Genomic DNA, 26,190 nt, shown 5'->3' with positions numbered 1-26,190 from the left:
GAGACCCGTTGACCTGAGAGGATGCCCATGAGTGAGCACGTCGTCATCGTCGGGGGCGGCCCGGGCGGCTACGAGTCGGCCCTGGTCGCGGCTCAGCTGGGCGCGCGGGTCACCGTCGTCGACAGCGATGGCATCGGTGGCTCCGCCGTGCTCACCGACTGCGTGCCGAGCAAGACCCTGATCGCAACCGCCGAGCTGATGACCGAGGTGGCCTCGGCCGCCGAGCTCGGGGTCAACTTCCGCGACCACGAGGGCGACGCCGCCACGACCATCCAGGTCGATCTGGCGCGAGTCAACGCCCGGGTCAAGCAGCTCGCCGCCGACCAGTCGTCCGACATCGCCCGCCGACTCGAGAAGGAAGACGTCCGGGTCGTCCGCGGCCGCGGTCGCCTGGCCGGCGCCGACCGAGTGCACGTCACGCTGAACGACGGTGGCGAAGAGACCATCGAGGCCGACGCCGTACTCCTCGCGACCGGCGCCGCGCCCCGCACCCTGCCCTCGGCCCAGCCCGACGGCGAGCGGATCCTGACCTGGGAACAGGTGTACGACGTCGACGACGTGCCCGAGAATCTGATCGTCGTCGGGTCCGGTGTCACCGGCGCTGAGTTCGCCTCCGCCTACCTCGCGCTCGGCATCGACGTCACCCTCGTCTCCTCGCGCGACCGGGTGCTGCCCGGCGAGGACGCCGACGCGTCCGCCGTGCTCGAGGAGGTCTCGACCCGGCGCGGCATGAAGGTGCTCTCGAAGTCGCGGATGGAGTCGGTCACCCGCGACGGCGACACCGTGACCGTCACGCTCACCGACGGCCGCACCGTGCAGGGCTCGCACTGCATCCTCGCCCTCGGCTCGGTGCCCAAGACCGCCGACCTCGGCCTCGAGGAGGCCGGCGTCGAGGTCGACGAGGGCGGCTTCATCACGGTCGACCGCGTCTCACGCACCTCCGCACGGGGTGTGTACGCCGCGGGCGACTGCACCGGAGTGCTCATGCTCGCCTCCGTCGCCGCCATGCAGGGCCGGATCGCGATGTGGCACTTCCTCGGCGACGCCGTGGCGCCGTTGGACCTGAAGAAGGTCTCCTCCAACGTCTTCACCGCCCCCGAGATCGCGACCGTCGGCTGGTCGCAGAAGGCCGTCGAGGCAGGCGAGATCGTGTGCGAGACGGTGATGCTGCCGATGGCCGGCAACCCGCGCGCCAAGATGCAGGGCGTGCGCGACGGCTTCGTGAAGCTCTTCTGCCGACCCGGCACCGGCGTCGTGGTGGGCGGCGTCGTCGTCGGCCCGCGCGCCTCGGAGCTGATCCACCCGGTCTCGATCGCGGTGGCCGAGTCGCTGACCGCAGACCAGTTGGCGCATGCGTTCACTGTCTACCCGTCGATGAGCGGCTCGATCGCCGAGGCCGCGCGCAGGATGCACCGGGTCTGAGGGACTAGCCCCCGCCGCCGAATCCCGCTGTGTTGCCACCCAGGCCAGCACCCTCGCCACCGGTCGGCATCCAGCCGCACCTCATCGCCTGACCTCGGGCGTGCCCGGCGCCGTTGTTGATCGCATCGGGGTCCACCAGCACCGGGAAGTACGAGCTCCGGTGGCCGCCGAAGAACGGCACCCACCGGTCGCCGACCCGCACCATGCGCACCGCCGGATCCTCGCCGCGGGCCAGCCGGTTGGCATCGGACGCGCAGACGGCTACCTCGCGCTCGGTGCCGCCGGGCGGGGTCCAGCGCACCGTGATGCTCGATGGCCCGTGCTGCGGGTTGAAGAAGCACTCGGGCAGTCGCTGGGGCATCGGGCCGCCGACCGACGTCGCCAGCACGCACGCGGCCTGGTAGCGGCCCTCGACGAGGGCGGTGACCACGAGCCCGAGGCCGTCGGCGTCCTCGGCCGCCCTCAAGGCAGCCTTGGCTCGCTCGTACGACTCCAGGGCGTGGCGGTAGACGTCCTGGGTGTCCCCGTCGAGGGGCGTCGTCAGCGTGTCGACGTGGAGCTCGCTGAGCTGCTCGCCGAAGGCCGTGACGTCGTCGCGCAGGTAGTGCCGCCTGGCGCGAAAGAGCTCGATCGCCGCCTGCTTGGCGGCCTTGCGCCGTCCGAAGATCCCCATGCCGAACCCCCCCGAAGCGGTCTGACGGGCCAACCTACTCCAGGACGAGCACCAGGTCGCCACCCTCGACGCCCTGCGTGGAGGTGATGGCGAGCCGCTTCACCGTGCCGGCGATCGGGGCGGTGATGGCGGCCTCCATCTTCATCGCCTCGATGGTCGCGACGGTGTCACCGATCGCGACGGTGTCACCCTCGGCCACCACGGGCGTCACCGCGCCCTGGAACGGCGCGGCGACCTGGCCGGGCACCGACGGGTCGGCCCTCTCTGCCGTGGTGACCTGCGAGGCGACCGACGTGTCGCGCACCGAGACCGGGCGCAGTTGGCCGTTGATGGTGGCCATCAGGGTGCGGTAGCCGCGCTCGTCGGGCTCGCTGATCGCCTGTACGCCGAACAGGATGCGCTTGCCCTCGGCGATCTCGACCTCGATCTCCTCGCCCTGGCGCAGCCCGTAGAGGTAGGTGAGCGTCGGCAGGGCCGACACGTCGCCGTACGTCGCGCGGGACTCGCGGAACTCCTTGGTCGGGCCGGGGAACAGCAGCTCGTTGAGCGTCTCGCGGGGGTGGGTGGCGAGCCGGGCCGACTGCTCCTCGGTCAGCTCGGACGCCGGCGGCTTCCAGGTGCGCCCCGCCAGCGCCTTGGTGCGGAACGGCTCCGGCCAGCCGCCGGGCGGGTCGCCCAGCTCGCCGTTGAGGAAGCCGATGACCGAGTCGGGGATGTCGAACTTCTCGGGGTTCTCGGCGAAGACCTCCGGGTCGGCGCCGACCGCCACCAGGTGCAGGGCGAGGTCGCCGACCACCTTGGACGACGGCGTCACCTTCACGACGTTGCCGAGGATGTCGTTGGCCGCGGCGTACATGTCCTCGATCTGCTCGAACTTCTCGCCGAGCCCCAGCGCGATCGCCTGCTGCCGCAGGTTGGAGAGCTGCCCGCCCGGGATCTCGTGGGTGTAGACGCGGCCGGTCGGTGAGGGGAGTCCGGACTCGAACGGCGCGTAGACGCGGCGGGTCGCCTCCCAGTAGGGCTCGAGCGCGCAGATCGCGTCGAGCGAGAGGCCGGTCTCGCGGTCGGAGTGGTCGGTCGCCGAGACGAGCGCCGACAGCGGAGGCTGCGAGGTGGTGCCGGCCATCGGGGCGGTTGCGGCGTCGACCGCGTCTACCCCGGCGTCGATCGCCGCGAGCAGGGTCGCGAGCTGGCCCCCGGCGGTGTCGTGGGTGTGCAGGTGCACGGGCAGGTCGAAGCGCTCGCGCAGTGCGGTGACGAGCGTGCGCGCGGCGGGCGCCCGCAGCAGACCGGCCATGTCCTTGATCGCCAGCACGTGCGCGCCGGCGTCGACGATGCGCTCGGCCAGGGTCAGATAGTAGTCCAGCGTGTAGAGCGTCTCGTCGGGGCTCGACAGGTCGCCGGTGTAGCAGAGCGCGACCTCCGCGACCGTGCTGCCGGTGGCCCGCACCGCCTCGATCGCCGGGCGCATCTGCTCGACATCGTTGAGGGCGTCGAAGATGCGGAACACGTCGATGCCGGAGGTCGCCGCCTCCTGCACGAAGGCATGTGTGACCTCCGTCGGGTACGGCGTGTAGCCGACCGTGTTGCGCCCGCGCAGCAGCATCTGGAGGCAGATGTTGGGCACGGCCTGGCGCAGCGCGACCAGACGGGCCCATGGGTCCTCGGCCAGGAAGCGCAACGCGACGTCGTACGTCGCCCCGCCCCAGGCCTCGACGGACCACAGCTGCGGCGTCGTACGCGCCACGTGGCCGGCGACCTGCAGGAGGTCACGCGTGCGGACGCGCGTCGCGAGCAGTGACTGGTGGGCGTCGCGGAAGGTCGTGTCGGTGACGGCCACCTGATTCTGCTCCCGCAGGCGGCGGGCGAAATCCTCGGGCCCGACCGCCAGGAGCAGCTGGCGGGTGCCGTCTGGCGCGGGCACGGCCAGGTCGACGGGCGGCAGCTTGCTCGCCGGATCGACGCTGACCGGTGCGGGACCGTGTGGCTGGTTGACGGTGACGTGCGCGAGGTGGGCCAGCAGCTTGGTGCCGCGATCGCCGGACGTACGCGTCGCCAGCAGTTGCGGGTGTTCCTCGATGAACGACGTGGTGACCCGGCCGGCCACGAAGTCCTTGTCGTCGAGCACGGCCTGGAGGAACGCGATGTTGGTCGAGACGCCCCGGATGCGGAACTCCGCGAGCGCGCGCCGGGCCTTCTGCACCGCGAGCTCGTGCGTGCGGCCGCGACAGGTGAGCTTGGCCAGCATGGAGTCGAAGTGTGCGCTGACCTCGGCGCCGGTGTACGTCGTACCGCCGTCGATGCGGACCCCTGCGCCACCGGGGGAGCGGTACGTCGTGATCTTGCCGGTGTCGGGGCGGAAGCTGTTGGCGGGGTCCTCGGTGGTGATCCGGCACTGGAGTGCGGCGCCTCGGATGACCAGCTTGTCCTGCGAGAGGCCGAGGTCGGCGAGCGTCTCGCCGGAGGCGATCCGCATCTGGCTCTGCACCAGGTCGACGTCGGTGATCTCCTCGGTGACAGTGTGCTCGACCTGGATGCGCGGGTTCATCTCGATGAAGACGTAGTTGCCGGCCGGGTCGAGCAGGAACTCGACCGTGCCGGCGTTGCGGTAGCCGATCTCGCCGGCGAAGCGCACGGCATCGGCGCACATGCGATCGCGGAGCTCGGGGTCGAGGTGCGGCGCGGGCGCGATCTCGACGACCTTCTGGTGGCGGCGCTGCACCGAGCAGTCGCGCTCGAAGAGGTGCATGACGTGGCCGTCACCGTCGGCCAGGATCTGCACCTCGATGTGTCGGGGCTCGACGACGGCCTGCTCGATGAATACGGTCGGGTCGCCGAACGCGGCCTCGCCCTCGCGCATACACGTGTCGATCGCCTCGCGCAGCTGGGCCGGGTCGTCGACGCGCCGCATGCCACGGCCGCCACCTCCCGCGACGGCCTTGACGAAGACGGGGAACGGCAGCGTCTCGGCTGCTTCGACGAGCGCGTCGACGTCGGTGGAGGGCTCGACGCTCTTGAGAGTCGGCACGCCGGCCGCGCGGGCGGCCGCGATTGCGCGGGCCTTGTTGCCGGTGAGTGTCAGCACCTCGGCGGTCGGACCGATGAACGTGATGCCGGCGTTGGCGCACGCCTCGGCGAGGCCGGGGTTCTCGGACAGGAAGCCGTAGCCGGGGTAGATGGCGTCGGCGCCGGCGCGCACCGCGACGGCGACGATCGCGTCGGGGTCGAGGTAGGCCCGTACCGGGTGGCCCCGCTCGCCGATCTCGTAGGCCTCGTCGGCGCGCAGCCGGTGCTCGGAGAGCCGGTCCTCGTACGGGAAGACCGCGACCGTGCTGGCGCCGAGCTCGTAGGCGGCACGGAACGCGCGGATGGCGATCTCGCCGCGGTTGGCGACCAGGACCTTGGAGAACATGCGCCGCAGGCTATCGAGCCGGGACGGCCGCACCCGTATTCCCGGTTACCGGTCCGTACTCCGGTCAGGCGCGTGCCGATCGAACACGAATTACACGACTGTAATTGTCGACATTCCGTTGTGACGCCTGTGACGCACGTGGTCCCATCGAGCCACAGTCGTCACATCAGACCCAGGAAGAGCGCCGATGAGCCCGGTTCGACCCCCCACTCGCAAGCTGCTCATGGCCGCCACCGCGGCGCTGACGCTGCAGCTCGGGTTCTTGCTGCACTCGCCCTCGGTTGCCCAGAGCATCGCCGTCAACGAGATCTTCGCCGTGCCACCGACGGCGTCGATCACGGTCTCCGGTCACGGCTACGGCCACGGCCACGGCATGTCGCAGTACGGCGCCGAGGGCGCCGCTCGCACCGGGCTCGGCTACCGCGACATCATCGGCTTCTACTACGCGGGCACCGAGTGGGGCACGGCCTCCGGCCCGATCAAGGTGCTGGTCAGCGGTGACACGACCGACGACGTCGTGGTCCTCACCCGCAAGGGACTCAGCGTCCGCAACACCTCGACGCAGGAGAAGTGGCTGCTGCCCGCCAACGGCGCCACCCAGTGGCGGCTGATCGCCAACAAGGCCAACAAGACGGTCGTCTCGCACCGCGCCGGCACAGGAGGCTGGCAGCAGCTGATGGCGTTCGCGGGCGACGGCGAGTTCTTCGCCAAGGGTGCCCCGATCGCGCTGGTCACGCCGTCCCGCACCGTCGCCTACCGCGGCAAGCTTCGCGCCGCGGCGCCCTCGCCGGGCAGCGTTGCCCGCGACACCGTCAACATCCTCGGCCTCGACCGCTACGTGCGCGGCGTGGTGCCGCTCGAGATCCCGGCGTCGTGGAGCCCCGAGGCGGTGCGCGCCCAGGCCGTCGCCGCGCGCACCTACGCGTCGTACGAACGAGCACACCCGCGGGCCGGCCACTACCAGGTCTGCGACACCACCTCCTGCCAGGTCTACGGCGGCCGCTCGGCCGAGAACCCCTTGTCCGACGAGGCCGTGGCGGCGACCGCCGGGCAGGCGCTGACAGTCGCGGGGGAGCCGGCGTTCGCGCAGTTCGCCTCCAGCAGCGGCGGGTGGACCGCGGCAGGTTCCGTGCCTTACCTCGCCGCCCGCGAGGACCCCTACGACGGCTGGGCCGGCAACCCGGTCCATGCCTGGACCAAGGAGCTGACCGACGCCACCTTCGAGGCGAAGTGGCCGAAGATCGGCAACCTCACCCAGCTCGTGGTCGACACCCGCGACGGCAACGGCGAGTGGGGCGGCCGCGTCGCCGACCTCACCATCGTCGGCGACCAGGGCACGGTCACCGTGTCCGGCGACACCGTGCGCTCGGTGCTGGGGCTGCGCTCGACGTGGTTCACCTTCACCGCGGTGACAGCACCTGTGGCGGCCCGCGCGGAGTAACGTCGCCGTCATGCGCATCGTCATCGTCGGCGGAGGGCTCGCAGCAGCCACCGCAGCAACGGAACTGCGTGACACCGGCTTCGAGGGTGAGGTCGCAGTGTTTGCGGCGGAGCCACACGAGCCGTACGAACGGCCGCCACTGTCCAAGGCCGTGCTGATGGGCGACAAGGAGCCCGCGTCCGTCTACTGCCACGACCGCCAGTGGTACGCCGACAACGACGTCGACCTCCACACCGGCGAGCGCGTCGTTGCCGTCGACCGCGAGGCCCGCACCATCACCACCGACAGCGGCGCGACCACGTCGTACGACGCATTGCTGCTCGCCACCGGGGCACAACCGCGACACCTGCCGGATGCCGACGCGGCCGGTGCGGTCTACCTCCGCACGATCGACGACAGCGCGCAGCTGAAGTCACGCCTCAACTCCGGCACCCGGGTCATCGTCATCGGCGGTGGCTGGATCGGCCTCGAGGTGACGTCGGCCGCCCGCAACGCCGGTGCGGAGGTGACCGTCATCGAGATGGCCGACCTGCCCCTGCAAGGCGTGCTGGGCGACGAGATCGCCGCCGTCTTCGCCGACCTGCACCGCGAGCACGACGTCGACCTTCGCCTCGGCGCGACGATCACCGGCTTCGACCGGGTGGGCGAATCGGTCGTCGTACACACCGACGGCGGTGACGTCGAGGGCGACCTGCTGGTCGTCGGCATCGGCGTGGTGCCTGACTCCACGCTCGCCGAGGAGGCCGGGCTCGACGTCGACAACGGCGTGCTGGTCGACGCCACCCTGCGCACCAGCGACGAGCACATCTGGGCCGTCGGCGACCTGGCATCGCACGACCACCCGGTGCTGGGCCGGCTGCGCGTCGAGCACTGGGACAACGCCATCGAGCAGGCCAAGGTGGCCGCCCACAACCTGGCCGGCGGGTCCGAGACCTACGACCGGGCGCCGTACTTCTTCACCGACCAGTACGACCTCGGCATGGAGTACGTCGGCCGCGCCGGCCGCGGCGACGAGGTCGTCACCCGGGGTGATGTTCCGGGCCGCGTGTTCCAGGCCTACTGGCTGCACGACGGCATCGTCTCGGCCGCGATGCAGGTCAACGACTGGGACTCCTCCGACGTGATCCGCGCCGCCGTCGGGAAGCCTTTCACCGGCTGACCGAAACGCGCGGGCACCCCACCTGTCCGTGTTCTTTACTTCTGTCACGTACGGTGGGTCGTCGCGAAGGGGGTGCCATGAAGAAGCGATTCATTCTCCTGGCCGGGGCCGTGACGATCACGACTTTGTGGGGTGCGCCGGGAACGGCGGAGCTCTCCACGGGCCAAGGACTGTCCACGTCGACCGCACAGGCCGGGTTCAAGCTCGCCCGCGCCGCAGAGAGCTGCGGGGCCGCGGCGGCCACGATCGTCGGCACCGAGGGCCCCGACAAGCTCACCGGCACCCCTGGGCCTGACGTCATCTCGTCGGGCAACGGCGACGACACCATCGACGCACTCGACGGCAACGACGTGATCTGCGGCGGCCCCGGTGCCGACACGATCCTGGCCGGAGCCGGTGACGACACCGTCTATGCCGGTGCCGACGCGTTCTGGATCGACGGCCGTGGCGACCACAAGGTCGGCGACCTGATCGACCCAGGCCCCGGCAACGACCTCATCGACCCGGTCGCCGACGCGCGGAACAGCCGCGACGAGACCATCCCCGACCGGGTCACCTACGCCACGTCCTCGGTGCCGGTGACGGTCAACCTCAGTGCCGCGGGCGCCAGCGGCACGGCAGTGGGCGACGGCACCGACACCGTCGCGACGGCCGGCCCGGTCGGCATCATCGGCTCGCAGTTCGCCGACACGATCAACGGCTCTCCGCGCGACGACTACCTCGAGGGCGGTGGCGGTGGCGACACCATCAATGGCCTCGGCGGCAACGACGTGCTGTGGGCCGAAGGGCCCGTGCCAGGCGGCGACGACAACGACACGCTGTCGGGCGGCGAGGGAGTCGACTACCTCTACAGCTTCAAGGGCCAGGACAGCCTCTCGGGTGGCCCCGAGGTCGACTCGATCTACGCCCGGTCGCCCGAGCCGGCCAACGTCAGCGCCGGCGGCGGCAACGACGCCCTGTTCGTCAGCGTGGTCCGCGGCGGCGGCGCCAAGATCGACGGCGCCTCGGGTGTCGACATCCTCACCCTCACCACGACCTTCGGCGACCCCGGCAGCCGGCCGGGCATCCGCGTCAACCTCGCGAGCGGGGTCATCGACTCCGGTGTCGGCGGGTCGGCCAAGGTCAGCGGCATCGAGCAGGTGATCGTCAACGACTACGTCTCGGTCGACTTCAACGGCACCAACTCCGGCGAGCTCGTCGGGGTTGCCCGCGGTGGCGCGCTCGACGCCAAGATGAACGGCGGCAGCGACTGGGCCTACGGCAGCTTCTTCAACGACAAGCTCGACGGCGGCAAGGGCAAGGACACCAGCTGGGGGATGGGCGGCACCGACTCCTGCTCGGCCGCGGAGTACCCGCGCCTCTGCGAGTAGCCGGCCCGCCCGATCTCGGGAGACTGGGCGGGGTTTCCCTGAACTTGACGTGGCGTGCACGCGCCGACAAGTTCAGGAATCCCCGGTCGGCCGGGGATTCCGAACGGGAACGGAAATCAGTCCTTGAGCTCGCAGATGACCGCGCCCTGGGTGACCGTCGCGCCGACCTCGGCCTGGAGACCGGTGACGGTGCCGGCCTTGTGGGCCTTGATGGGCTGCTCCATCTTCATGGCCTCCATGACGACCACGACGTCGCCCTCGGCGACCTCCTGGCCGTCGGTGACGGCGACCTTGACGATGGTGCCCTGCATCGGACTGGTGACGGAGTCGCCGGACGCGGCGGCGCCGGCCTTCTTGCCGGCACTGCGCTTGGGCTTCTTTGCGCCCGCGCTCCCACCGGCGGCCAGGCCGCCGAGCCCACCGGGGATGACGACCTCGAGGCGGCGACCGCCGACCTCGACGGTGACCTTCTGGCGCTCGGCTGGCTCGTCGGCCTCGGCCGAGTCACCGGCGTACGGCGCGATCTGGTTGTCGAAGTCGGTCTCGATCCAGGTGGTGTAGACGCGGAACTTCTCGCCGTCACCGACGTACGCCGGGTCGGAGACGACCGCGCGGTGGAACGGGATGACGGTGGGCATGCCGTCGACGACGAACTCGTCGAGCGCCCGGCGAGAGCGCTCCAGCGCCTGGGTGCGGTCGCGCCCGGTCACGATGAGCTTGGCGATCAGCGAGTCGAACGAGCCCGGGATGGTCTCGCCGTTCTCGTAGCCGCCGTCGAGGCGGACGCCCGGGCCGCCCGGCGGGCTCCAGGCCGAGAGGGTGCCGGGGGCGGGCATGAAGTTGCGGCCGCCGTCCTCGGCGTTGATCCGGAACTCGATGGAGTGGCCGCGCACCACGGGGTCGTCGTACCCGAGCTCCTCGCCGGCGGCGATGCGGAACATCTCCCGCACGAGGTCGATGCCGGTGACCTCCTCGGAGACACAGTGCTCGACCTGGAGCCGGGTGTTGACCTCCAGGAAGGAGATGGTGCCGTCCTGGCCGATCAGGAACTCGCAGGTGCCGGCGCCGACGTACTCCGCCTCACGCAGGATCGCCTTGGACGACTCGTAGAGCAAGGTGGTCTGCTCGTCGGTGAGGTACGGCGCGGGCGCCTCCTCGACGAGCTTCTGGTGGCGGCGCTGGAGCGAGCAGTCGCGGGTCGAGACGACCACGACGTTGCCGTGCTGGTCGGCCAGGCACTGGGTCTCGACGTGGCGTGGCTTGTCGAGGAACTTCTCCACGAAGCACTCGCCGCGGCCGAACGCGCTCACGGCCTCGCGGACCGCGGACTCGAACGCCTCGGCGACCTCGGACATCTCCCGCGCGACCTTGAGTCCGCGGCCACCGCCACCGAAGGCGGCCTTGATCGCGATCGGGAGACCGTTCTCCTTGGCGAAGGCGACGGCCTCCTCGGCGTTGGCGAGCGGGTCCTTGGTGCCCGGGGCCAGGGGGGCGCCGACGCGCTCGGCGATGTGGCGTGCCTTGACCTTGTCGCCGAGGTTCTCGATCGCGGCGGGCGGCGGGCCGATCCAGACGAGCCCGGCGTCGAGGACGGCCTGGGCGAACGCGGCGTTCTCGGCGAGGAAGCCGTAGCCGGGGTGCACCGAATCAGCACCAGAGTCGGCGGCGACCTTGATGATCTTCTCGATGTCGAGGTAGGAGTCCGCCGGCGTCGCGCCGCCCAGCGAGTAGGCCTCGTCGGCCAGGCGCACGAACTGTGCGTCCCGGTCGGGATCGGCGTAGACCGCCACGGAGCCGATGCCGGCGTCCTTGCAGGCGCGGATCACGCGAACGGCGATCTCGCCACGGTTGGCGATGAGGACCTTCTGCAGCGGCTTGATGTCAGGCACGGAGCCGACCATATCGCCCGCGCGGCCGACGCCGGCCGAAGGTCCGGGCCCGAAGGTTAGCGATCGCTAACCTGTCCGGCTAACATTGGAGCATGGCCTACGAGTTGTCGCCCGAGCACGAGATGTTCCGCCGCAGCGTCCGCGAGTTCGCGGAGGCCGAGATCGCGCCGTACGCCGCGCAGTGGGACCGTGACCACCACTTCCCGATCGACGTCGTGAAGAAGATGGGTGCGCTGGGCCTGATGGGCCTCACCGCTCCCGAGGAGTACGGCGGCGCCGGCCTGGCTGGTGAGGACGGCGGCTTCACCAGCCTCTGCCTGGCCATCGAGGAGATCGGTCGCGTCGACCAGTCGATGGGCATCACGCTCGAGGCGGCGGTCGGCCTGGGCATCAACCCGATCCTGACCTACGGCACCGACGAGCAGAAGCAGACGTGGCTGCCCGAGCTGGTCAGTGGCGACAAGCTCGCGGGCTTCGGCCTCACCGAGCCGGGTGCCGGCTCCGACGCAGGCGCGACCCGCACCAAGGCCGTGCTGACCGACGGCGAGTGGGTCGTCAACGGCGCCAAGCAGTTCATCACCAACTCCGGCTCCGAGATCACCAGCCTGGTCACCGTCACCGCGCGCACCGGCGAGCGCGACGGCGGCCGGCCCGAGCTCAGCACGATCATCGTGCCCGGCGGCACGCCCGGCTTCACCGCCGAGAAGGCCTACGACAAGCTCGGCTGGCACGCCTCCGACACCCACCCGCTGAGCTTCGAGGACGTCCGCGTGCCCGAGGCCAACCTGCTTGGTGACCGGGGCCGCGGCTACGCGCAGTTCCTCGCCACCCTCGACGACGGCCGCGTCGCGATCGCCGCACTGGCGGTCGGTTGCATCCAGGCCTGCCTCGACCTGTCGCTGCAGTACGCAGGCGAGCGGCAGACGTTCGGTGGCCCGATCGGCCGCAAGCAGGGCGTCGCGTTCCAGATCTCCGACCTCCAGGTGATGCTCGACGCCTCGCGCCTGCTGACCTACAAGGCCGCCGACATGAAGGACCAGATGGAGGCCGGCAACGCGGTCTCCACCAAGGACTTCAAGCAGGCGGCCGCGGTCGCCAAGCTCTACGCCACCGAGTCGGCCGTCACCGCCACCCGCATCGCGACCCAGGTCTTCGGTGGCTACGGCTTCATGGAGGAGTACCCCGTCGCGCGGTTCTACCGCGACGCCAAGGTGCTCGAGATCGGCGAGGGCACCTCCGAGGTCCAGCGGATGCTCATCGCTCGAGGCCTCGGCCTCCCCGTGGAGTAGCGGCCACCCCGCTAGCCTTCACCTCATGGATGCACGCCGACTGCTGGGCGAGGTCAGCAGATTCATCACCGTGGGCATGGCCGCCACCCTCGTGGCGTTCGTGATCTTCAACTACCTGCTGCACGGCTGGGGCGCCCTCGACGCGCCCATGGCCGACCACGCCATCGGCGCCTACATCCTCGCCAACACCATCGGCATGCTGGTCAGCTACCGCGGCACCCGCTCGTGGGCCTTCCGGCACCGCCCGCCGGTGCATGCCGACGGCGGCCGGTCGGCGTACGTCCTGATCAACGTCGTCACGATGGCGATCCCGGTCGTGCTGCTCTGGCTGACCCGAGACGGACTCGGCATCGAGAACGCCGTCGCCGACAACGTCTCGGCCAATGTCATCGGCCTGGGGCTGGGGTTCGCCGCGCGCTTCTGGCTCTTCCGCAGGTACGTCTTCCGATCGGAGCCGGCACTCGTGTCAGCGCAGCAGATCGAACAGTGACGTCGCCGCCGCGGCGACGATCCAGAACCGCAGGAACCGGCCGACCAGGCCGGTGAGCAGGAAGACCAGGAAGTTCACCCGCAGCACGCCGGCCAGCGCGGCCATCACGGCGTACGGCGGGATGCCCGCCCAGGCTGAGGCGAAGAGCAGCGCAGCGGTGAACCACGGCCGGCCCTGGGTGCGCTCCTGCCACTTCTCCATGCTGGCGCGCGACTTGGGCTTGTCCATCCTGGCGTGGATCCACGGGAGCTTCTCGGCGTTGGCGCCCGCGTAGTACCACAGCGTCTTGCCGACCATCTGACCGACGGCGGCGACGGAGGCGATCAGGATCGCCGGGTAGGTGTTGGCCGCGACCGCGACGTAGGCCTCGGCGTTGAGGATCGGGATGAGGGCCGAGCCGAAAGAGAAGAAGAACGTCCCGATCAGCAGCTTCACGAGACGACTCGCTCCGGCACCGGCAGCTTGAGCTTCATCAGCCAGCCGAGAGACACGCACTTGAGCACGAGCAGGGCGGTGGCGATGGCGAGCCCGAGCCACATCCAGCCGGTCACCAGCAGGAGCACGGCGAAGAGCGCGGAGTTGGTGGCCTTGCCGGGCTTCGACCAGTTCCAGAGCCAGATGCGGCGGTCGATCTCGTAGAAGTAGTTGGGGCTGCGGATCGGCCAGGCCAGGAAGGCGATCGAGATGAAGCAGTCGATGACCATGAACTCCGCCAGGTAGACGAAGATCGCCGGCGAGAGGTGCGGCTCGAGCCAGGCCAGCCCGATGTAGAACGCGCCGGCACAGAACCGGTCGCTGAAAATGTCCATCACCGCGCCGATGCGGGTCTCCTCGTCGCGCAGCCGCGCCACGAAGCCGTCGAGCATGTCGCCGACCCAATAGACGACCAGTGCGATGACCAGCAGGGTCTTGTCACCGTCGTACGCCGCCCACGCGGCGAGCGAGACCGCGATCGCCGTGCGTACGAAGGTGATGACGGTGGCCGACGTCCACAACCGCTCGGCGGCCGGATCGGCAGCGGTCTCCCTGATGGCCCCCATGGGGAAAGGCTAGCGGGCGACCGGTGCTCGACAGTGTCGCCACCCGGCTGCTGATGGAGGCGCCGTGTCGGGTGATGGCCGTCGAGCCGTGAGGTGACTCGTCGATGGTCCCCCGCCTAGGCGGGGGACCGTGAACTTCGAGGGCCGTGCAAACCCCACGAACCTCACGACACGCCCACGACCCTTGCCCGTCAGAGGCGCGCCAGCGCCGCCTTCAGCGGGTCGAGACCGATCGAGCCGAGGTCCAGCGCGGCCCGGTGGAACGCCTTGAGGTCGAAGGTGTCGCCCGCCCGTGCTCTTGCCTCGTCGCGCGCCTCCAGCCAGATCCGCTCGCCCACCTTGTACGACGGCGCCTGGCCCGGCCAGCCGAGGTAGCGCTTCACCTCGAAGTCGATGACGGCGTCCTCCATCGAGCAGTGCTGGCCGATGAACTCCCGACCGAGAGCCGGAGTCCATGTCTCGCCCGGGTGGAAACCGAAGGGGTTGTCGCGGGGGATCTCCAGCTCGAGGTGCATGCCGATGTCGACGATGACACGGGCGGCCCGGAACGACTGGGCTTCGAGCATGCCGAGCCGGTCGGCGGGGTCGGCGAGGTGCCCGAGGTCGTCCATCAGCCGCTCGGCGTACAGCGCCCAGCCCTCGCCGTGGCCGCTGACCCAGCACATCAGCCGCTGCCAGCGGTTGAGGGATTCCTTGCGGTACGCCGTCTGACCGATCTGGAGGTGATGGCCGGGCACGCCCTCGTGGAAGACGGTGGTCACCTCTCGCCAGGGGGAGAAGGTCTCGATGCCGTCGGGCACCGACCACCACATGCGTCCCGGACGGCTGAAGTCCTCCGACGGGCCGGTGTAGTAGATGCCGCCGTCGTTGGTGGGCGCGAGGCGGCACTCGATACGGCGGATCGGGTCGGGGATGTCGAAGTAGCTGTCGGCCAGCTCGTCGATGGTGCGGTCGGCGAGCTCCTGCATCCACGCACGGAAGTCCTCGCGCCCCTCGACGGTGCGCGTGGGATCCGCGTCCAGCGCTGCGACGGCCTCTGACACGGATGCGCCCGGCACGATGCGCTCAGCCGTCGCCGCCATGTCGTCGGCGAGCCGCTTCAACTCCGCCCAGCCCCACGCGTAGGTCTCGTCGAGGTCGACGGCGGCACCCAGGAAGTAGCGGGAGGCCAGCTCGTAGTGCTCCCGGCCGACCGCCTCGTTCTCGCGCCCGCGCGGCGCCATCTCGTCCTCGAGGAACAGGCCGAAGTCGGCGAACGAGCGCGAGGCCCCGGCGGCGTGTTGCTCGAGGGAGGAGCGCAGCTCGCCGTCCATGTCACTGCGCGCGACCAGGCCGACGAAGAAGTCGCCCGACTCGCCCTCCTGGCCGCTCCAGCGGCGCACCTGCTCGGCCACCTCGACGTACTGGCGGGTGGCGACCACGTTGCCCTTGGCCGCCTCCTCGGCGAGGGTGACTCGGTAACCCTCGATAGCCCGGGGTATGGCGGCCAGTCGCCGGTCGAGGGTGGCCCAGTCGTCGGCGGTGTCGGTGGCCATCAGGTCGAAGACCGAGCGGACGCCGTGCAGGCCGCTGCTGATGACGTTGAACTCCGAGCGGGCGTAGCCGGCCGCCGTCATCTCTCGCTCGAGGCCGAGCCGCTCGAGGAAGGCATCGCGGGCGACGGCCTCGCGCTCGTCGACTGGACTCGCGGCCGCCATGTCGGCGTAAGCCCTGTCGGTGAGTGCCTCGCGGGCGTCGTTGCCGGCGGGCGAGAGGTCTGGCAGCTGGTCGTCGTAGCCGGCGACGCCGATGAAGGTGGCTGTCAACGGGTCGAGGGCGCAGTAGTCCTCGACGTAGGCGTTGCAGATGGCGTCGACGGTGCGTTCGTTGGTCACGCCACCGACCCTAACCAGCCGGGGCCACCCACAGCGAGGTCCATTCGTGGCCGAGCTCACGCACCAGGTCGCGCAGCAGGGGCAGGCTGACGCCGACGACATTGTGGTGGTCGCCGTCGATGCGGGTGACGAAACCACCCCCGAGACCGTCGACTGTGAAGGCGCCGGCGACGTGGAGGGGCTCGCCGGTGGCGACGTACGCCGCGATCTCGTCGTCGGTCACGTCGGCGAAGTGCACCGTCGTCGACGCGGTGGCCGCGGCGACCGCGCCTGAGCCCGTGTCGCGGAGGCAGTGTCCGGTGTGCAGCACCCCCGACCGCCCGCGCATGGCCTGCCAGCGACGCGTCGCATCGTCGGCGTCGTGGGGCTTGCCGAGGGCTGCTCCGTCGAGCTCGAGAACCGAGTCGCAGCCCAGCACCAACGCCTGGTCGGGCACGTCGTCGCGCTCGGCGACGGTCGCGCACTTCAGCTCGGCCAGCTGAAGCGCGAGCTCGACCGGCGGCAGGTCGACCAGCTGCGACTCGTCGACGCCGCTGACGACGACGTGTGGTTCGAGGCCGGCGCTGCGCAACGTCGCGAGGCGGGCGGGGGAGGCGGAGGCGAGGACGAACGGCACGGACACGCGGCGACCCTATCGGCGGTCGTCGATGTCGAGCGTCGCGACCTCGACGAAGGACGGGCGATCGTGGGCCCCGTCGTGCACCTCGCCACGTGCCCACCACAGGTGCAGCCCGCCGGGTGTGACCTCGAGCGTCGCGAGGTTGTTGTCGAACCACGGACCGTTCAGGAGCCGCCAGCGCACCGGAGCCTTGGGCACCTTGGCTGACCGCGCGACGACGTGGCCCAGCGGGCCCGCGACGCCGTACGACAGGGCAGCCGTGGCGAAGCGCATCCGCCGTGGCAGCGGGTTTCGGATCGGGGAGCAGACGGCCTGCACGACGCGGCTCTTCAGTGGTGGCTGGCCGCGTCCGGCCCGTCGGGTGATGCGGGCTTCCGACACGTAGCTGTGGTGGACGTCGCCCGACAGGAACGTCACGGTGGCCGGGGCGCGGCCGCGGATGCCGCGCGCCACCTCCAGTGCCATTGCGGCGACCGTCTGGAAGCCCTCCTGGAATGCGGCCCAGTGCTCGAGGTCGACGGTCGTGCGCAGCTTCTCGCCCAGCGCGGCGCCGCGGCGACCCCACGCTCCGCCGGCCAGCGCTTCGCTGAACGCCTCGACATAGTGCAGCCCTGGCGCAAGCAGGAACGGGAGCGACGTACCGATCAAGAGGTGGTCGACGTCGCCGCGCATGCGTTCGTCGAGCCAGGCCAGCTCGTTGTCGTCGAGGATGGAGCGCTGTTCCGGATCGAGGACACGCGCAGCGCGAGAGTCGAGGACGATCAGCCTGGCCTGGTCACCGAAGTCTCGGGAGTGGCTCCAGCGGTAGGTCTCCGGCTCCTGGTCAGCCTTTTCGACCATCGCGTCGAGAAGCGCCGATGCGTCGTACTCACCCTCGCCGTCGTGGCTAGTGATCTGCTGCCAGATCTCGTCCGCCTTGCGTTCGGCGGGCGAGAGGTTGCCGAGGTGCTGGTAGACCCAGTACGACGCTAGGCCGGCCACGATCCGGCCGTGCCACCACTCGGTGGCTTCCATCTCATCCTTCCAGGCCTGGGAGGTGTTCCAGTCGTCTCGGATGTCGTGGTCGTCGAAGATCATGGCGGTCGGCACGGTCGAGAGCAGCCAGCGATTGGCGGGGTCGGTCCAGGCGAGCTCGTAGAGCTGGGTGTACTCCTCGTAGTCCTTGAGCTCGGTCCACGGCGGCTCCTCGATGTCGCGCCGCGACTCGATGAACGCCCGCATCTCGGCGGTGGTCTCGTCGGCGTACACCTGATCGCCGAGGAACAGCACAAGGTCGGGCCAGCGCACCTCGTCGTCCGGATCTGGGTCGTGCTCGGCGCTGCTGTCGGTCATGCCGGCCATCCGGAGCGCATAGGCCCGCAGCGCGTCGACACCGTGTGTCTCGTTGCCTTCGGCGTCGTGTGCGACCGACGTACGGCATGAGCCGAAGGCCATGCGCAGTGGCTTTGAGTGGTCGAGCGTGACGATCCGTGACGGCGGGTACGACGAGTCAGAGGTCGGCCACACGAGCTCGTCGTCCACCATCACCTCGTAGTCGAGGTGCGTTCCGGACGGTAGCCCTGCCAGCTCGACCAGGGCGTAGTGGTGGTCGTGGACGCGGAAGGTGCGGGCAGAGGCCCGATGCTTGCCGGCCCGCACCGCCACCATGGCGGCGGACGCCGTCTTCACCCACACCGACGCGCTCTCCTCGTCGACGTAGCGCAGCAGTGGACCGAGGAGGAGTGCGCTCATGCGCCCACCCTCACATCCGCGGTGAAATCAGGGAACGGCAAGGTGTCCCGACTCGTCAGTTTGCTGAACGAGCGACCTGAGCCCTGACCGTCGCTGCACGAGAGCTACACCAAGTTGGGGTCGGAGCGCGGCCTGACGACCGCTCTGCCACGTCGTGTCGCCGTCGTGTCACGGCCCCCGCCGCACCCCCGGTCAGTGCGGCAGCGCGCTGGAGCGCCAGCCACCCGGACCGTGCGGGAGAGTACGACGCACCTTGCGGTGGTGGGAGGCCCACTCCGACACCGGCTCGGCCGGAGCCGAGGCCGAGGCCGGCAGAGCGGAGAACACCGCGACGAGCGCGGCGATCTCCTCGGGCGTCGCATCGGCGTTGACGATGCTTAGCACCGACTTCGGCTGCTCGGCCGACTCCTCGTCGGACTCGCTCACAGCGGGATGTTCCCGTGCTTCTTGGCCGGCAGCGTCTCCCGTTTCGAGCGGAGGAGTCGCAGCGCTCGGACGACCTCGACCCGCGTCTCGTGCGGGGTGATGACGGCGTCGACGTAGCCCCGCTCGGCCGCCTGGTAGGGGTTGGCCAGGTGGTCGTCGTACTCCTGCACCAGCTCGGCGCGACGGGCCTCGGGGTCCTCGGCGTTCTTGAGCTCGTTGCGGTAGAGGATGTTGACCGCGCCCTGCGCACCCATCACGGCGATCTGTGCGGTGGGCCAGGCGAGGTTGAGATCGGCACCGAGGTGCTTGGACCCCATCACGTCGTAGGCGCCGCCGTAGGCCTTGCGGGTGATGATCGTGACGAGCGGCACCGTCGCCTCGGCGTAGGCGTAGATGAGCTTCGCGCCGCGACGGATGATGCCGTTCCACTCCTGGTCGGTGCCGGGCAGGAAGCCGGGCACGTCGACGAACGTCAGCACCGGGATGTTGAAGGCGTCACAGGTGCGCACGAAGCGGGCGGCCTTCTCGGACGCGTCGATGTCGAGGGTGCCGGCGAACTGCATCGGCTGGTTGGCGACGACGCCGACCGAGCGGCCCTCGACGCGGCCGTAGCCGACGATGATGTTGGGTGCGAACATCGCCTGGACCTCGAGGAACTCCTCGTCGTCCACGACCGCCGTGATGACCTCGTGCATGTCGTAGGGCTGGTTGGGCGAGTCGGGGATCAGCGTGTCGAGCGTGCGGTCGAGGTCGGAGAAGTCCGTGTCGGCCGGACTGTCGTACGTCGGCGGCTCGTCGAGGTTGTTCTGCGGAAGGTACGACAGCAGCGCCTTGACGTAGTCGATGGCGTCCTGCTCGTCGGAGCCCATGTAGTGGGCGTTGCCCGACTTGGTGTTGTGCGTGCGCGCGCCGCCGAGCTCCTCCATCGTGACGTCCTCGCCGGTGACGGTCTTGATGACGTCGGGTCCGGTGATGAACATGTTGGAGGTGCCGTCGACCATGATCGTGAAGTCGGTGACGGCGGGGGAGTAGACGTGCCCGCCGGCGCAGGAGCCCATGATCATGCTGATCTGCGGGATGACTCCCGAGGCGTGCACGTTGCGCTTGAAGATCTCACCGTAGAGGCCCAGCGAGACGACACCCTCCTGGATTCGCGCGCCGGCGCCCTCGTTGATGCCGATGATCGGGGAGCCGGTCTTGACCGCAAGGTCCATGACCTTGCAGATCTTCTCGCCGTATACCTGGCCGAGGGACCCGCCGAAGATCGTGAAGTCCTGCGAGAACACGCACACCTGGCGGCCGTCGACCGTGCCGTAGCCGGTGATGACGCCGTCGCCGTAGGGCCGGTTCTTCTCCAGGCCGAAGTTGGTGGAGCGGTGCCGCGCGAGCTCGTCGAGCTCGACGAACGAGCCCTCGTCGAACAGCAGTGCGATGCGCTCGCGGGCGGTGCCGCGACCCTTCGCGTGCTGCTTCTCGACGGCCTTCGCGGAAGCCGCGTGCACGGCCTCGTCGAGGCGGAGCTCCAGGTCGGCGAGCTTGCCGGCCGTGGTGTGAATATCGGGCTGGGCGTCGGGCTGGGTTGCGTCTGCACTCACCGGTGTGGCCTCCTCGGATGTCCGTAAGCCAATCTAGTGCCCATGAGTGAGCCCCTCGCACCTCGCCCGCCCCTGGACCCCGACCGCCTCGCCGCACTGGCCGGACCGTGGCGCGTCGAGGTCGTCGACACGACGCCGTCGACCAACGCGGTGGTCGCCGAACGCGCCCGTGCCGGCGAGGAGGCTGGCCTGGTCGTCACCACCGAGCACCAGACCGCGGGTCGAGGCCGTCTCGACCGCGTGTGGGAGACGCCGCGCGGCGTGGCACTGACCTTCTCGGTGCTGCTGCGTCCCGACATCCCGGCAACGGAGTGGACCTGGCTACCGCTGCTCACCGGGTACGCCGTCCAGGCTGCGCTCGCCGACCGGGTGCCCGAGATCTCGCTCAAGTGGCCCAACGACGTGATGGTCGAGGAACACAAGATCGCCGGCATCCTGGTCGAGCGGATCGAGACACCCGACGGTCCGGTCGCCGTCATCGGGATCGGCATCAACGTCAACCAGACGATCGACGACCTGCCCGTCGCGCTGGCCACGTCACTGGCCCTCGAGCTGGGCGAGAGCTTCGACCGGACCGACCTGCTGGTCCACGTCCTCGGCTCGCTGCACGGGTTGATGCCGCTGCTCGACACGCCCGCTGCGCTGCGCGCGGCGTACCTCGACGCCTGCTCGACGATCGGTCGCGAGGTCGACGTACACCTTCCCGGAGGCGACGTACGCCGCGGCGAGGCGATCGGCATCGACGCCAACGGAGCCCTCGTGGTGAGCTCGGCCGACGGAGCGCTCACGGTCGGGGCTGGTGACGTCATCCACGTGCGCGCCACCAGCTGACCCGACTGCGCACTGAGTTCCAAGTGCGAAATCGGCGGCGGCAAGGCACCAGACCCCTGTCTGGAACCTTGCCGCCGCGGTCGTGCAGCTGAAATCGTCGAATCAGGCGGCCGGAGCCACGTAGTCCGACGAGTCGCCGGTGAGGACGACGTAGAACCGCTTGCGGTTGTTGGCGCCGTTCAGACCGGTGGCCTGACCGTCGCTCAGCCGCGGGCTGACCACGAAGTGGTTCGGCGTGGCGGTGCCCGGAGGGGCGCAGGCGGTGCCGGGGAGACCGCACTGGCTGACTGCGATCTCACCGGAGAACTCCGCGTTGGCGTCCGCGCCGGCTGTCCGGCCGCCCATGCCGCCACCGTCTTGGTCGATGGTGTTCTGAAGGGCGATCGTGGCGACGATGCCGTTGTTGCTGAGCGGCTCGTTGGCGTTGATGTAGACATTGCCGTTGGCGCGCAGTGAGTTGTCGGGCGCCGGGGCGACCGCGGTGTTGCCCAGCGTCGGGTATGCAGCGGTCACGGTGAACCCGCCCGACTGTGCCTCGATCTGGCCGGCGGCGTTGATGAGCGCCCAGCGACCGGGCAGCTCGCCGTCGCGGAAGTCGTCGGCCAGGAGCGACTTGTCCCTGACGTCCTCGGTAGTGAGGCTGTTGTTCTTGACGTCCTTGCTCTTGAGGCTGTTGTTCTTGACGTCCTTGCTCTTGACGGTGTTGTTGCGGATGTCCTTGGAGGTCACCGTGCCGTTCTTGATGTCCTGGCCGGTGATCATCACTGCGGCGTACGACGTGCCGCCGGTGGCGACGACGAGGGCCAGGCTGGAGATGATCAGGGCAGGGGAGGGCCTCTTGCCCTTGAGAATTCGAGGCGTGTTCAGACGCATAAGATTGGGTTCCCTTCGCTGGGTCGTCACTAAGACGCTGTGTGTGTGGTTCGTCACCGCGAGACGATCGGATTGGTCCATTCCATGGCCAGTTCGCAGCGCAACGCCCGGGATTCCGCGCGTCACCTGCACATGCACGCAGACGCTCAGGCGTTACCAACCGACTTGGCGGCCGTTCCTCCACGCGGGAACCTGTCCGCGAGGCTGGACGGATGACATGATCGCTTCGTGGCATACCCGACCAAGTTGCTCAACGACGGCGAGCATGTAGTCGTCTCGACACGCACCCACCCCAAGGCCCTGATCGGCCCGTTCCTGCTGTTGGTCGTGATCCTCGTGGTCGCGCTGCTGCTCGGCCGGATCGGCGACAGCGACGCGGCCGGCATCTTCCACCTGGTGGTCTGGATCGTGGCCGCGCTCGGCATGGTCTGGTTCGTGGTGCGGCCGTTCGTCGACTGGCTGACGACGACGTACACATTCACCAACCGCCGCTTCATCAAGCGCTCCGGGCTGATCGCCAAGGAGGGCCGCACGATCCCGCTCAACCGCATCAGCGGCGTCGACTTCGACATCGGCGTGATCGACCGGATCTTCGGCTGCGGCACCCTGATCGTCTCCGACGCCAGCACCAATGGTCGGGTCGAGCTCGATGACATCCCTCGGGTCGAGCAGGTGCAGCTCCAGGTCGCCCAGGAGCTCCACCGACTCGCGGGTGGAGACCCGGTGCGATCCGACGATGGCACCTGAGGAGTCCTCGCCCAGCGAGCGCCTCGAACGCGCGATCCTCGGTGAGGGGCGGGTCTTCAACGCCGTCGAGGTGGCGTCCGAGACGGGTGTGACGATCGACCAGACCCGCCGACTTTGGCGGGCGCTCGGCTTCCCCGAGCACGTCGCCGAGGTGGCGTTCACGCAGTCCGACGTCGACGCGGTGTCCACCGTGATCTCGATCGTCGACTCCGGCGCCGTCGACTTCGACATGGCCGTCAACCTGACCCGGGCAGTGGGCCAGACGATGGCCCGGCTCGCCGACTGGGAGGTCGCGACGCTGGTCAACCGGGTCGAGGAGCTGGCCCGTTCCGACGAGGAGTCCGGCAGCCGCGTGACGTCGGCGATCCGGCTGGTCGACCAGGTCATCGAGCCGTTCGAGAGCCTGCTGGTCTTCGCCTGGCGCCGCCACCTCGCCGCCGCCGTGTCGCGGATGGAGGCGCTCGGCGCCAACGAGGAGGACCTCCACACGACCCAGGTGACGGCGGGCTTCGCCGACATCGTCGCCTTCACCCAGCTCAGCAACGAGATCGAGGCCAACCGGATCGGTGACCTCGTCGAGGTCTTCGAGAGTCGCTGCGCCGACGTGGTCGCGGCGCAGGGTGGGCGGGTGATCAAGAGCATCGGCGACTCGGTGCTCTTCGTCTGCGACGACGCCGAGCGCGGCGTCGCGATCGCCGAGGGCATCATCAACGTCATCGGCCGCGACACCCGGATGCCCGACGTACGCCTCGGCCTGGCCACCGGATCGGTCGTCATGCGGATGGGCGACGTGTTCGGGCCGCCGGTCAACATGGCCGCCCGGCTCACCGCCGTGGCCCGCCGCAACCGGGTGATCATCGACCAGGCGACCGCCGACCTGCTGCCGCCGGACGTGTTCGACACGCGCCGGCTGCCGGCCCGTCCGGTGCGCGGATTCGGCCTCGTCGAGCCCGTCGCCGTACGTCGTCACTGAGGTCGCTGGTCTGGACCACCGGCTACGGGTGCGGGCGTTTCCGGCGTGGCGAGCCCCGCTCATTCCTAACGTTGGCTCGTGATCATGGTCCAGGACGTGCGAGTCGACCCCGAGGATCGGCGCTGTTGGCGCGGCGCCGAGGAGGTCCGGCTGTCGCGCAAGGAGTTCGACCTGGTGCTGGCACTGATCGTCCGCGCGGGTGAGGTCGTGACCCGCGACGAGCTGATGGACCGGGTCTGGCAGACCCGGTTCTACACGTCGTCGAAGACGATCGACGTCCATCTGGGGTGGGTACGCCGCAAGCTCGGTGACGACACCCGCAACCCCACTCTGATCACCACCCATCGCGGCCGTGGCCTGCGGTTCGAGGTGGCTGCGCCGGTCGAGGTGGCCGCAGCGAACTGAAGGTCAGGCGGCCAGCGGTGCTGTGCGCGGTGTTCTTGACTCTGAGTGCCCCGCAGGCGCCTTGTTCAGCGTCCATAACTCCGCGCTACAGGGCGAACCGAGGCAGCCCCGGTCGGTGGCCTAGGCTTCCCGCGTGCCGCAGCCCCTTGCTCCGACCCTGGCCGTCATCGGTGGTGGGCAGCTGGCGCGGATGATGGCGCAGCCGGCCATCGCGCTCGGTCTGCCGCTGCGTCTGCTCGCCGAAGGGCCCGACGTCTCCGCGGCCCAGGTGATCCCCGACCACGTGGTGGGCGACTACCGCGACCTCGACACCCTGCGTGCGGTCACGGCGGGCTGCGCCGTCGTCACGTTCGACCACGAGCACGTGCCGACCGAGCACCTCCACGCGCTCGAGGCCGACCTGGCGGTGCGGCCCGGCCCCGAGGCCCTCGTGCATGCCCAGGACAAGGCCGTCATGCGCGCCAGGCTGGCCGAGCTCGGCGTGCCCTGCCCGCGCAACGCGGTGGTGACGACCGTGGCCGAGGTCGAGGAGTTCGGCTTCCCGTGCGTGCTCAAGACCACCCGTGGTGGCTACGACGGCAAGGGTGTGTGGGTCGTCCGCGCTGCGGCCGAGGCCGACGTCGCCTTCGAGGCGGCTGCCGCAGCGGGTGTCGGCCTGCTCGCGGAGGAGCTCGTGGACTTCCGGCGCGAGCTGTCGGCGCTCGTCGCACGCTCGCCGAGCGGCCAGGCCGCGGCGTACCCGATCGTCGCCTCGACCCAGCTCGAGGGGATCTGCCACGAGGTCATCGCGCCCGCCCCCGACCTGTCGCCGGAGCTGGCCGGGCAGGCGCAGGGGATCGCGCTGAAGATCGCAGGCGAGCTCGACGTGACGGGCATCCTGGCGGTCGAGCTCTTCGAGACCACGGACGGCCGGGTGCTCGTCAACGAGCTGGCCATGCGGCCGCACAACACCGGCCACTGGACCCAGGACGGCGCGGTCACCTCGCAGTTCGAGAACCACCTGCGCGCGGTGATGGACCTGCCCCTCGGCTCTCCCGCGCCGCGCGAACGCTGGACCGTGATGGTCAACATCCTCGGTGGGCCCGACGACACCGGACGCCTGTACGACGGCTTCCCGCACGCCATGGCCCGCGACCCGTTCCTGCGGGTGCACCTGTACGGCAAGGCCCTGCGGCCCGGTCGCAAGGTCGGCCACGTCAACGCCTACGGCGACGACCTCGACGACTGTCTGGTGCGGGCGCGGCATGCTGCCGCATGGTTCCGCGGAGATCTGGGAGATGAGAGCGAATGAGTGATCTCGACAAGCTCGATCAGCGAGTGAGAGTCGGCATCGTGATGGGTTCGGACTCCGACTGGCCGGTGATGCAGGCCGCTGCCGAGATCCTGGACGAGTTCGGTGTCACCTGGGAGGCGGACGTGCAGTCCGCGCACCGGATGCCCCAGGAGATGCTCGACTACGGCAAGGCGGCAGCCGGCCGTGGCCTGTCGGTGATCATCGCCGGCGCCGGTGGGGCAGCCGCGCTCCCGGGGATGCTCGCCTCGGTCACGCCGCTGCCGGTGATCGGCGTGCCCGTGCCGCTGAAGTACCTCGACGGCATGGACTCACTGATGTCCATCGTGCAGATGCCGGCCGGCATCCCGGTAGCGACCGTGGCCATCGGCAATGCCAAGAACGCGGGCATCCTCGCGGCGAGGATCCTGGCCACCTCCGACGACGCGCTGCAGCAACAGCTGGTCGACTACGAAGCCTCGCTCGCCGAGACTGCCCGGGCGAAGGGTGCCGTCGTGCGCCGGGAGTCGGGGCGCGGGGCTCGCAAGCTCGGATTCTGAGGCTGCGTCTCATTTCTGCAGTGTTCCCCGGCCAGGCACAGAGCGCGCTCGTGCTCAGGGTTGGGCGAGAGGCTGTCCTCGCCGACGAGGCCGGCCTGCGT

Annotated in this window: 23 protein-coding genes; 12 read left to right on the top strand and 11 right to left on the bottom strand. The window is 69.9% G+C overall.

What is annotated here, in order from left to right:
• Nucleotides 1-27: 27 nt before the first annotated feature.
• Nucleotides 28-1,422 carry an NAD(P)H-quinone dehydrogenase gene (locus H4Q84_RS08435; protein ID WP_248582941.1) on the top strand — a complete coding sequence of 465 codons (1,395 nt, stop codon included), beginning with the start codon at nt 28-30 and terminating at the stop codon, nt 1,420-1,422.
• A 4-nt stretch (nt 1,423-1,426) separates the two neighbouring features.
• On the opposite strand, the gene H4Q84_RS08430 is transcribed toward H4Q84_RS08435, so the two are convergent.
• The gene (locus tag H4Q84_RS08430) at nt 1,427-2,095 is read right to left on the bottom strand and encodes a hypothetical protein (RefSeq protein ID WP_248582940.1); all 669 of its coding nucleotides are present in this window, start codon (nt 2,093-2,095) and stop codon (nt 1,427-1,429) included.
• A 34-nt stretch (nt 2,096-2,129) separates the two neighbouring features.
• The gene (locus H4Q84_RS08425) at nt 2,130-5,507 is read right to left on the bottom strand and encodes a pyruvate carboxylase (RefSeq protein WP_248582939.1); all 3,378 of its coding nucleotides are present in this window, start codon (nt 5,505-5,507) and stop codon (nt 2,130-2,132) included.
• Nucleotides 5,508-5,694: 187 nt separating this feature from the next.
• Here H4Q84_RS08425 and H4Q84_RS08420 point away from each other — a divergent pair, with 187 nt between their 5' ends.
• The 3 genes from H4Q84_RS08420 (at nt 5,695) to H4Q84_RS08410 (ending at nt 9,477) form a co-directional block, all read left to right on the top strand.
• Entirely contained in the window at nt 5,695-6,948 is a 1,254-nt protein-coding gene (locus H4Q84_RS08420) for a SpoIID/LytB domain-containing protein (RefSeq protein WP_248582938.1), read from the top strand.
• Between the two features lie 10 nt (nt 6,949-6,958).
• Nucleotides 6,959-8,107: an FAD-dependent oxidoreductase gene (locus tag H4Q84_RS08415; protein WP_248582937.1), complete on the top strand. Its 1,149-nt coding sequence runs from the start codon at nt 6,959-6,961 to the stop codon at nt 8,105-8,107.
• Between the two features lie 77 nt (nt 8,108-8,184).
• On the top strand, nt 8,185-9,477 hold the full coding sequence (locus tag H4Q84_RS08410) for a calcium-binding protein (RefSeq protein ID WP_248582936.1): 1,293 nt from the start codon (nt 8,185-8,187) through the stop codon (nt 9,475-9,477).
• Nucleotides 9,478-9,593: 116 nt separating this feature from the next.
• Here the strand turns inward: H4Q84_RS08410 and H4Q84_RS08405 are convergent, their stop codons facing one another.
• Nucleotides 9,594-11,366 carry a biotin carboxylase N-terminal domain-containing protein gene (locus H4Q84_RS08405; protein WP_248582935.1) on the bottom strand — a complete coding sequence of 591 codons (1,773 nt, stop codon included), beginning with the start codon at nt 11,364-11,366 and terminating at the stop codon, nt 9,594-9,596.
• A gap of 92 nt (nt 11,367-11,458) precedes the next feature.
• Here H4Q84_RS08405 and H4Q84_RS08400 point away from each other — a divergent pair, with 92 nt between their 5' ends.
• Both H4Q84_RS08400 and H4Q84_RS08395 read left to right on the top strand, forming a co-directional pair.
• Entirely contained in the window at nt 11,459-12,655 is a 1,197-nt protein-coding gene (locus H4Q84_RS08400; protein ID WP_248582934.1) for an acyl-CoA dehydrogenase family protein, read from the top strand.
• A 25-nt stretch (nt 12,656-12,680) separates the two neighbouring features.
• Nucleotides 12,681-13,145, top strand: coding sequence for a GtrA family protein (locus tag H4Q84_RS08395; protein ID WP_248582933.1), 465 nt, complete (start codon nt 12,681-12,683; stop codon nt 13,143-13,145).
• Here the strand turns inward: H4Q84_RS08395 and H4Q84_RS08390 are convergent.
• The 7 genes from H4Q84_RS08390 to H4Q84_RS08360 all read right to left on the bottom strand — a co-directional run bounded on the left by H4Q84_RS08390 (nt 13,122) and on the right by H4Q84_RS08360 (nt 20,430).
• Nucleotides 13,122-13,580, bottom strand: a complete 459-nt coding sequence (locus H4Q84_RS08390; RefSeq protein WP_248582932.1) for a VTT domain-containing protein — start codon at nt 13,578-13,580, stop codon at nt 13,122-13,124. The genes H4Q84_RS08395 and H4Q84_RS08390 overlap by 24 nt on opposite strands.
• Complete coding sequence (locus H4Q84_RS08385) at nt 13,577-14,185, bottom strand: CDP-alcohol phosphatidyltransferase family protein (RefSeq protein WP_248582931.1); 609 nt, start codon at nt 14,183-14,185, stop codon at nt 13,577-13,579. The genes H4Q84_RS08390 and H4Q84_RS08385 overlap by 4 nt, the downstream gene beginning before the upstream one ends.
• A 191-nt stretch (nt 14,186-14,376) precedes the next feature.
• Nucleotides 14,377-16,059, bottom strand: coding sequence for a DUF885 domain-containing protein (locus H4Q84_RS08380; protein WP_248582930.1), 1,683 nt, complete (start codon nt 16,057-16,059; stop codon nt 14,377-14,379).
• 10 nt (nt 16,060-16,069) lie between these two features.
• Nucleotides 16,070-16,675 carry a Maf family protein gene (locus H4Q84_RS08375; protein WP_248583630.1) on the bottom strand — a complete coding sequence of 202 codons (606 nt, stop codon included), beginning with the start codon at nt 16,673-16,675 and terminating at the stop codon, nt 16,070-16,072.
• Between the two features lie 15 nt (nt 16,676-16,690).
• Nucleotides 16,691-18,409, bottom strand: coding sequence for an alkaline phosphatase D family protein (locus tag H4Q84_RS08370; RefSeq protein ID WP_248582929.1), 1,719 nt, complete (start codon nt 18,407-18,409; stop codon nt 16,691-16,693).
• A 192-nt stretch (nt 18,410-18,601) separates the two neighbouring features.
• Nucleotides 18,602-18,835: an acyl-CoA carboxylase subunit epsilon gene (locus H4Q84_RS08365; protein ID WP_248582928.1), complete on the bottom strand. Its 234-nt coding sequence runs from the start codon at nt 18,833-18,835 to the stop codon at nt 18,602-18,604.
• On the bottom strand, nt 18,832-20,430 hold the full coding sequence (locus H4Q84_RS08360) for an acyl-CoA carboxylase subunit beta (protein WP_248582927.1): 1,599 nt from the start codon (nt 20,428-20,430) through the stop codon (nt 18,832-18,834). Before H4Q84_RS08360 ends, H4Q84_RS08365 begins: the two co-directional genes overlap by 4 nt.
• 42 nt (nt 20,431-20,472) lie before the next feature.
• Here H4Q84_RS08360 and H4Q84_RS08355 point away from each other — a divergent pair, with 42 nt between their 5' ends.
• Complete coding sequence (locus H4Q84_RS08355; RefSeq protein ID WP_248582926.1) at nt 20,473-21,261, top strand: biotin--[acetyl-CoA-carboxylase] ligase; 789 nt, start codon at nt 20,473-20,475, stop codon at nt 21,259-21,261.
• Nucleotides 21,262-21,363: 102 nt separating this feature from the next.
• On the opposite strand, the gene H4Q84_RS08350 is transcribed toward H4Q84_RS08355, so the two are convergent.
• Nucleotides 21,364-22,134, bottom strand: coding sequence for a hypothetical protein (locus tag H4Q84_RS08350; protein WP_248582925.1), 771 nt, complete (start codon nt 22,132-22,134; stop codon nt 21,364-21,366).
• Nucleotides 22,135-22,362: 228 nt separating this feature from the next.
• Between H4Q84_RS08350 and H4Q84_RS08345 the strand changes: the two genes are divergently transcribed.
• From H4Q84_RS08345 to purE, 5 genes are all read left to right on the top strand, one after another.
• Nucleotides 22,363-22,881 carry a PH domain-containing protein gene (locus H4Q84_RS08345; protein ID WP_248582924.1) on the top strand — a complete coding sequence of 173 codons (519 nt, stop codon included), beginning with the start codon at nt 22,363-22,365 and terminating at the stop codon, nt 22,879-22,881.
• On the top strand, nt 22,871-23,854 hold the full coding sequence (locus tag H4Q84_RS08340) for an adenylate/guanylate cyclase domain-containing protein (RefSeq protein ID WP_248582923.1): 984 nt from the start codon (nt 22,871-22,873) through the stop codon (nt 23,852-23,854). Before H4Q84_RS08345 ends, H4Q84_RS08340 begins: the two co-directional genes overlap by 11 nt.
• A gap of 84 nt (nt 23,855-23,938) precedes the next feature.
• Complete coding sequence (locus tag H4Q84_RS08335) at nt 23,939-24,259, top strand: winged helix-turn-helix domain-containing protein (protein WP_248583629.1); 321 nt, start codon at nt 23,939-23,941, stop codon at nt 24,257-24,259.
• 133 nt (nt 24,260-24,392) lie between these two features.
• Complete coding sequence (locus H4Q84_RS08330; RefSeq protein ID WP_282580325.1) at nt 24,393-25,550, top strand: 5-(carboxyamino)imidazole ribonucleotide synthase; 1,158 nt, start codon at nt 24,393-24,395, stop codon at nt 25,548-25,550.
• On the top strand, nt 25,547-26,089 hold the full coding sequence (purE, locus tag H4Q84_RS08325) for a 5-(carboxyamino)imidazole ribonucleotide mutase (protein WP_248582922.1): 543 nt from the start codon (nt 25,547-25,549) through the stop codon (nt 26,087-26,089). Before H4Q84_RS08330 ends, purE begins: the two co-directional genes overlap by 4 nt.
• The last annotated feature ends 101 nt before the right edge of the window (nt 26,090-26,190 follow it).

The sequence above is a fragment of the Nocardioides sp. InS609-2 genome (genome assembly GCF_023208195.1).
In the GTDB taxonomy this organism is placed as follows: Bacteria; Actinomycetota; Actinomycetes; order Propionibacteriales; family Nocardioidaceae; genus Nocardioides.
The sequence above is the reverse complement of the archived record's forward strand: the minus strand, read 5'-3'. Positions and strand labels throughout refer to the sequence as shown.

What these genes read in the sequence shown, in the direction of transcription:
- H4Q84_RS08435 (WP_248582941.1), top strand. Translation starts at nt 28, where the DNA reads ATGAGTGAGCACGTCGTCATCGTCGGGGGCGGCCCGGGCGGCTACGAG.
- H4Q84_RS08430 (WP_248582940.1), bottom strand. Translation starts at nt 2,095, where the DNA reads ATGGGGATCTTCGGACGGCGCAAGGCCGCCAAGCAGGCGGCGATCGAG.
- H4Q84_RS08425 (WP_248582939.1), bottom strand. Translation starts at nt 5,507, where the DNA reads ATGTTCTCCAAGGTCCTGGTCGCCAACCGCGGCGAGATCGCCATCCGC.
- H4Q84_RS08420 (WP_248582938.1), top strand. Translation starts at nt 5,695, where the DNA reads ATGAGCCCGGTTCGACCCCCCACTCGCAAGCTGCTCATGGCCGCCACC.
- H4Q84_RS08415 (WP_248582937.1), top strand. Translation starts at nt 6,959, where the DNA reads ATGCGCATCGTCATCGTCGGCGGAGGGCTCGCAGCAGCCACCGCAGCA.
- H4Q84_RS08410 (WP_248582936.1), top strand. Translation starts at nt 8,185, where the DNA reads ATGAAGAAGCGATTCATTCTCCTGGCCGGGGCCGTGACGATCACGACT.
- H4Q84_RS08400 (WP_248582934.1), top strand. Translation starts at nt 11,459, where the DNA reads ATGGCCTACGAGTTGTCGCCCGAGCACGAGATGTTCCGCCGCAGCGTC.
- H4Q84_RS08395 (WP_248582933.1), top strand. Translation starts at nt 12,681, where the DNA reads ATGGATGCACGCCGACTGCTGGGCGAGGTCAGCAGATTCATCACCGTG.
- H4Q84_RS08385 (WP_248582931.1), bottom strand. Translation starts at nt 14,185, where the DNA reads ATGGGGGCCATCAGGGAGACCGCTGCCGATCCGGCCGCCGAGCGGTTG.
- H4Q84_RS08370 (WP_248582929.1), bottom strand. Translation starts at nt 18,409, where the DNA reads ATGAGCGCACTCCTCCTCGGTCCACTGCTGCGCTACGTCGACGAGGAG.
- H4Q84_RS08355 (WP_248582926.1), top strand. Translation starts at nt 20,473, where the DNA reads ATGAGTGAGCCCCTCGCACCTCGCCCGCCCCTGGACCCCGACCGCCTC.
- H4Q84_RS08350 (WP_248582925.1), bottom strand. Translation starts at nt 22,134, where the DNA reads ATGCGTCTGAACACGCCTCGAATTCTCAAGGGCAAGAGGCCCTCCCCT.
- H4Q84_RS08340 (WP_248582923.1), top strand. Translation starts at nt 22,871, where the DNA reads ATGGCACCTGAGGAGTCCTCGCCCAGCGAGCGCCTCGAACGCGCGATC.
- H4Q84_RS08335 (WP_248583629.1), top strand. Translation starts at nt 23,939, where the DNA reads ATGGTCCAGGACGTGCGAGTCGACCCCGAGGATCGGCGCTGTTGGCGC.
- purE (WP_248582922.1), top strand. Translation starts at nt 25,547, where the DNA reads ATGAGTGATCTCGACAAGCTCGATCAGCGAGTGAGAGTCGGCATCGTG.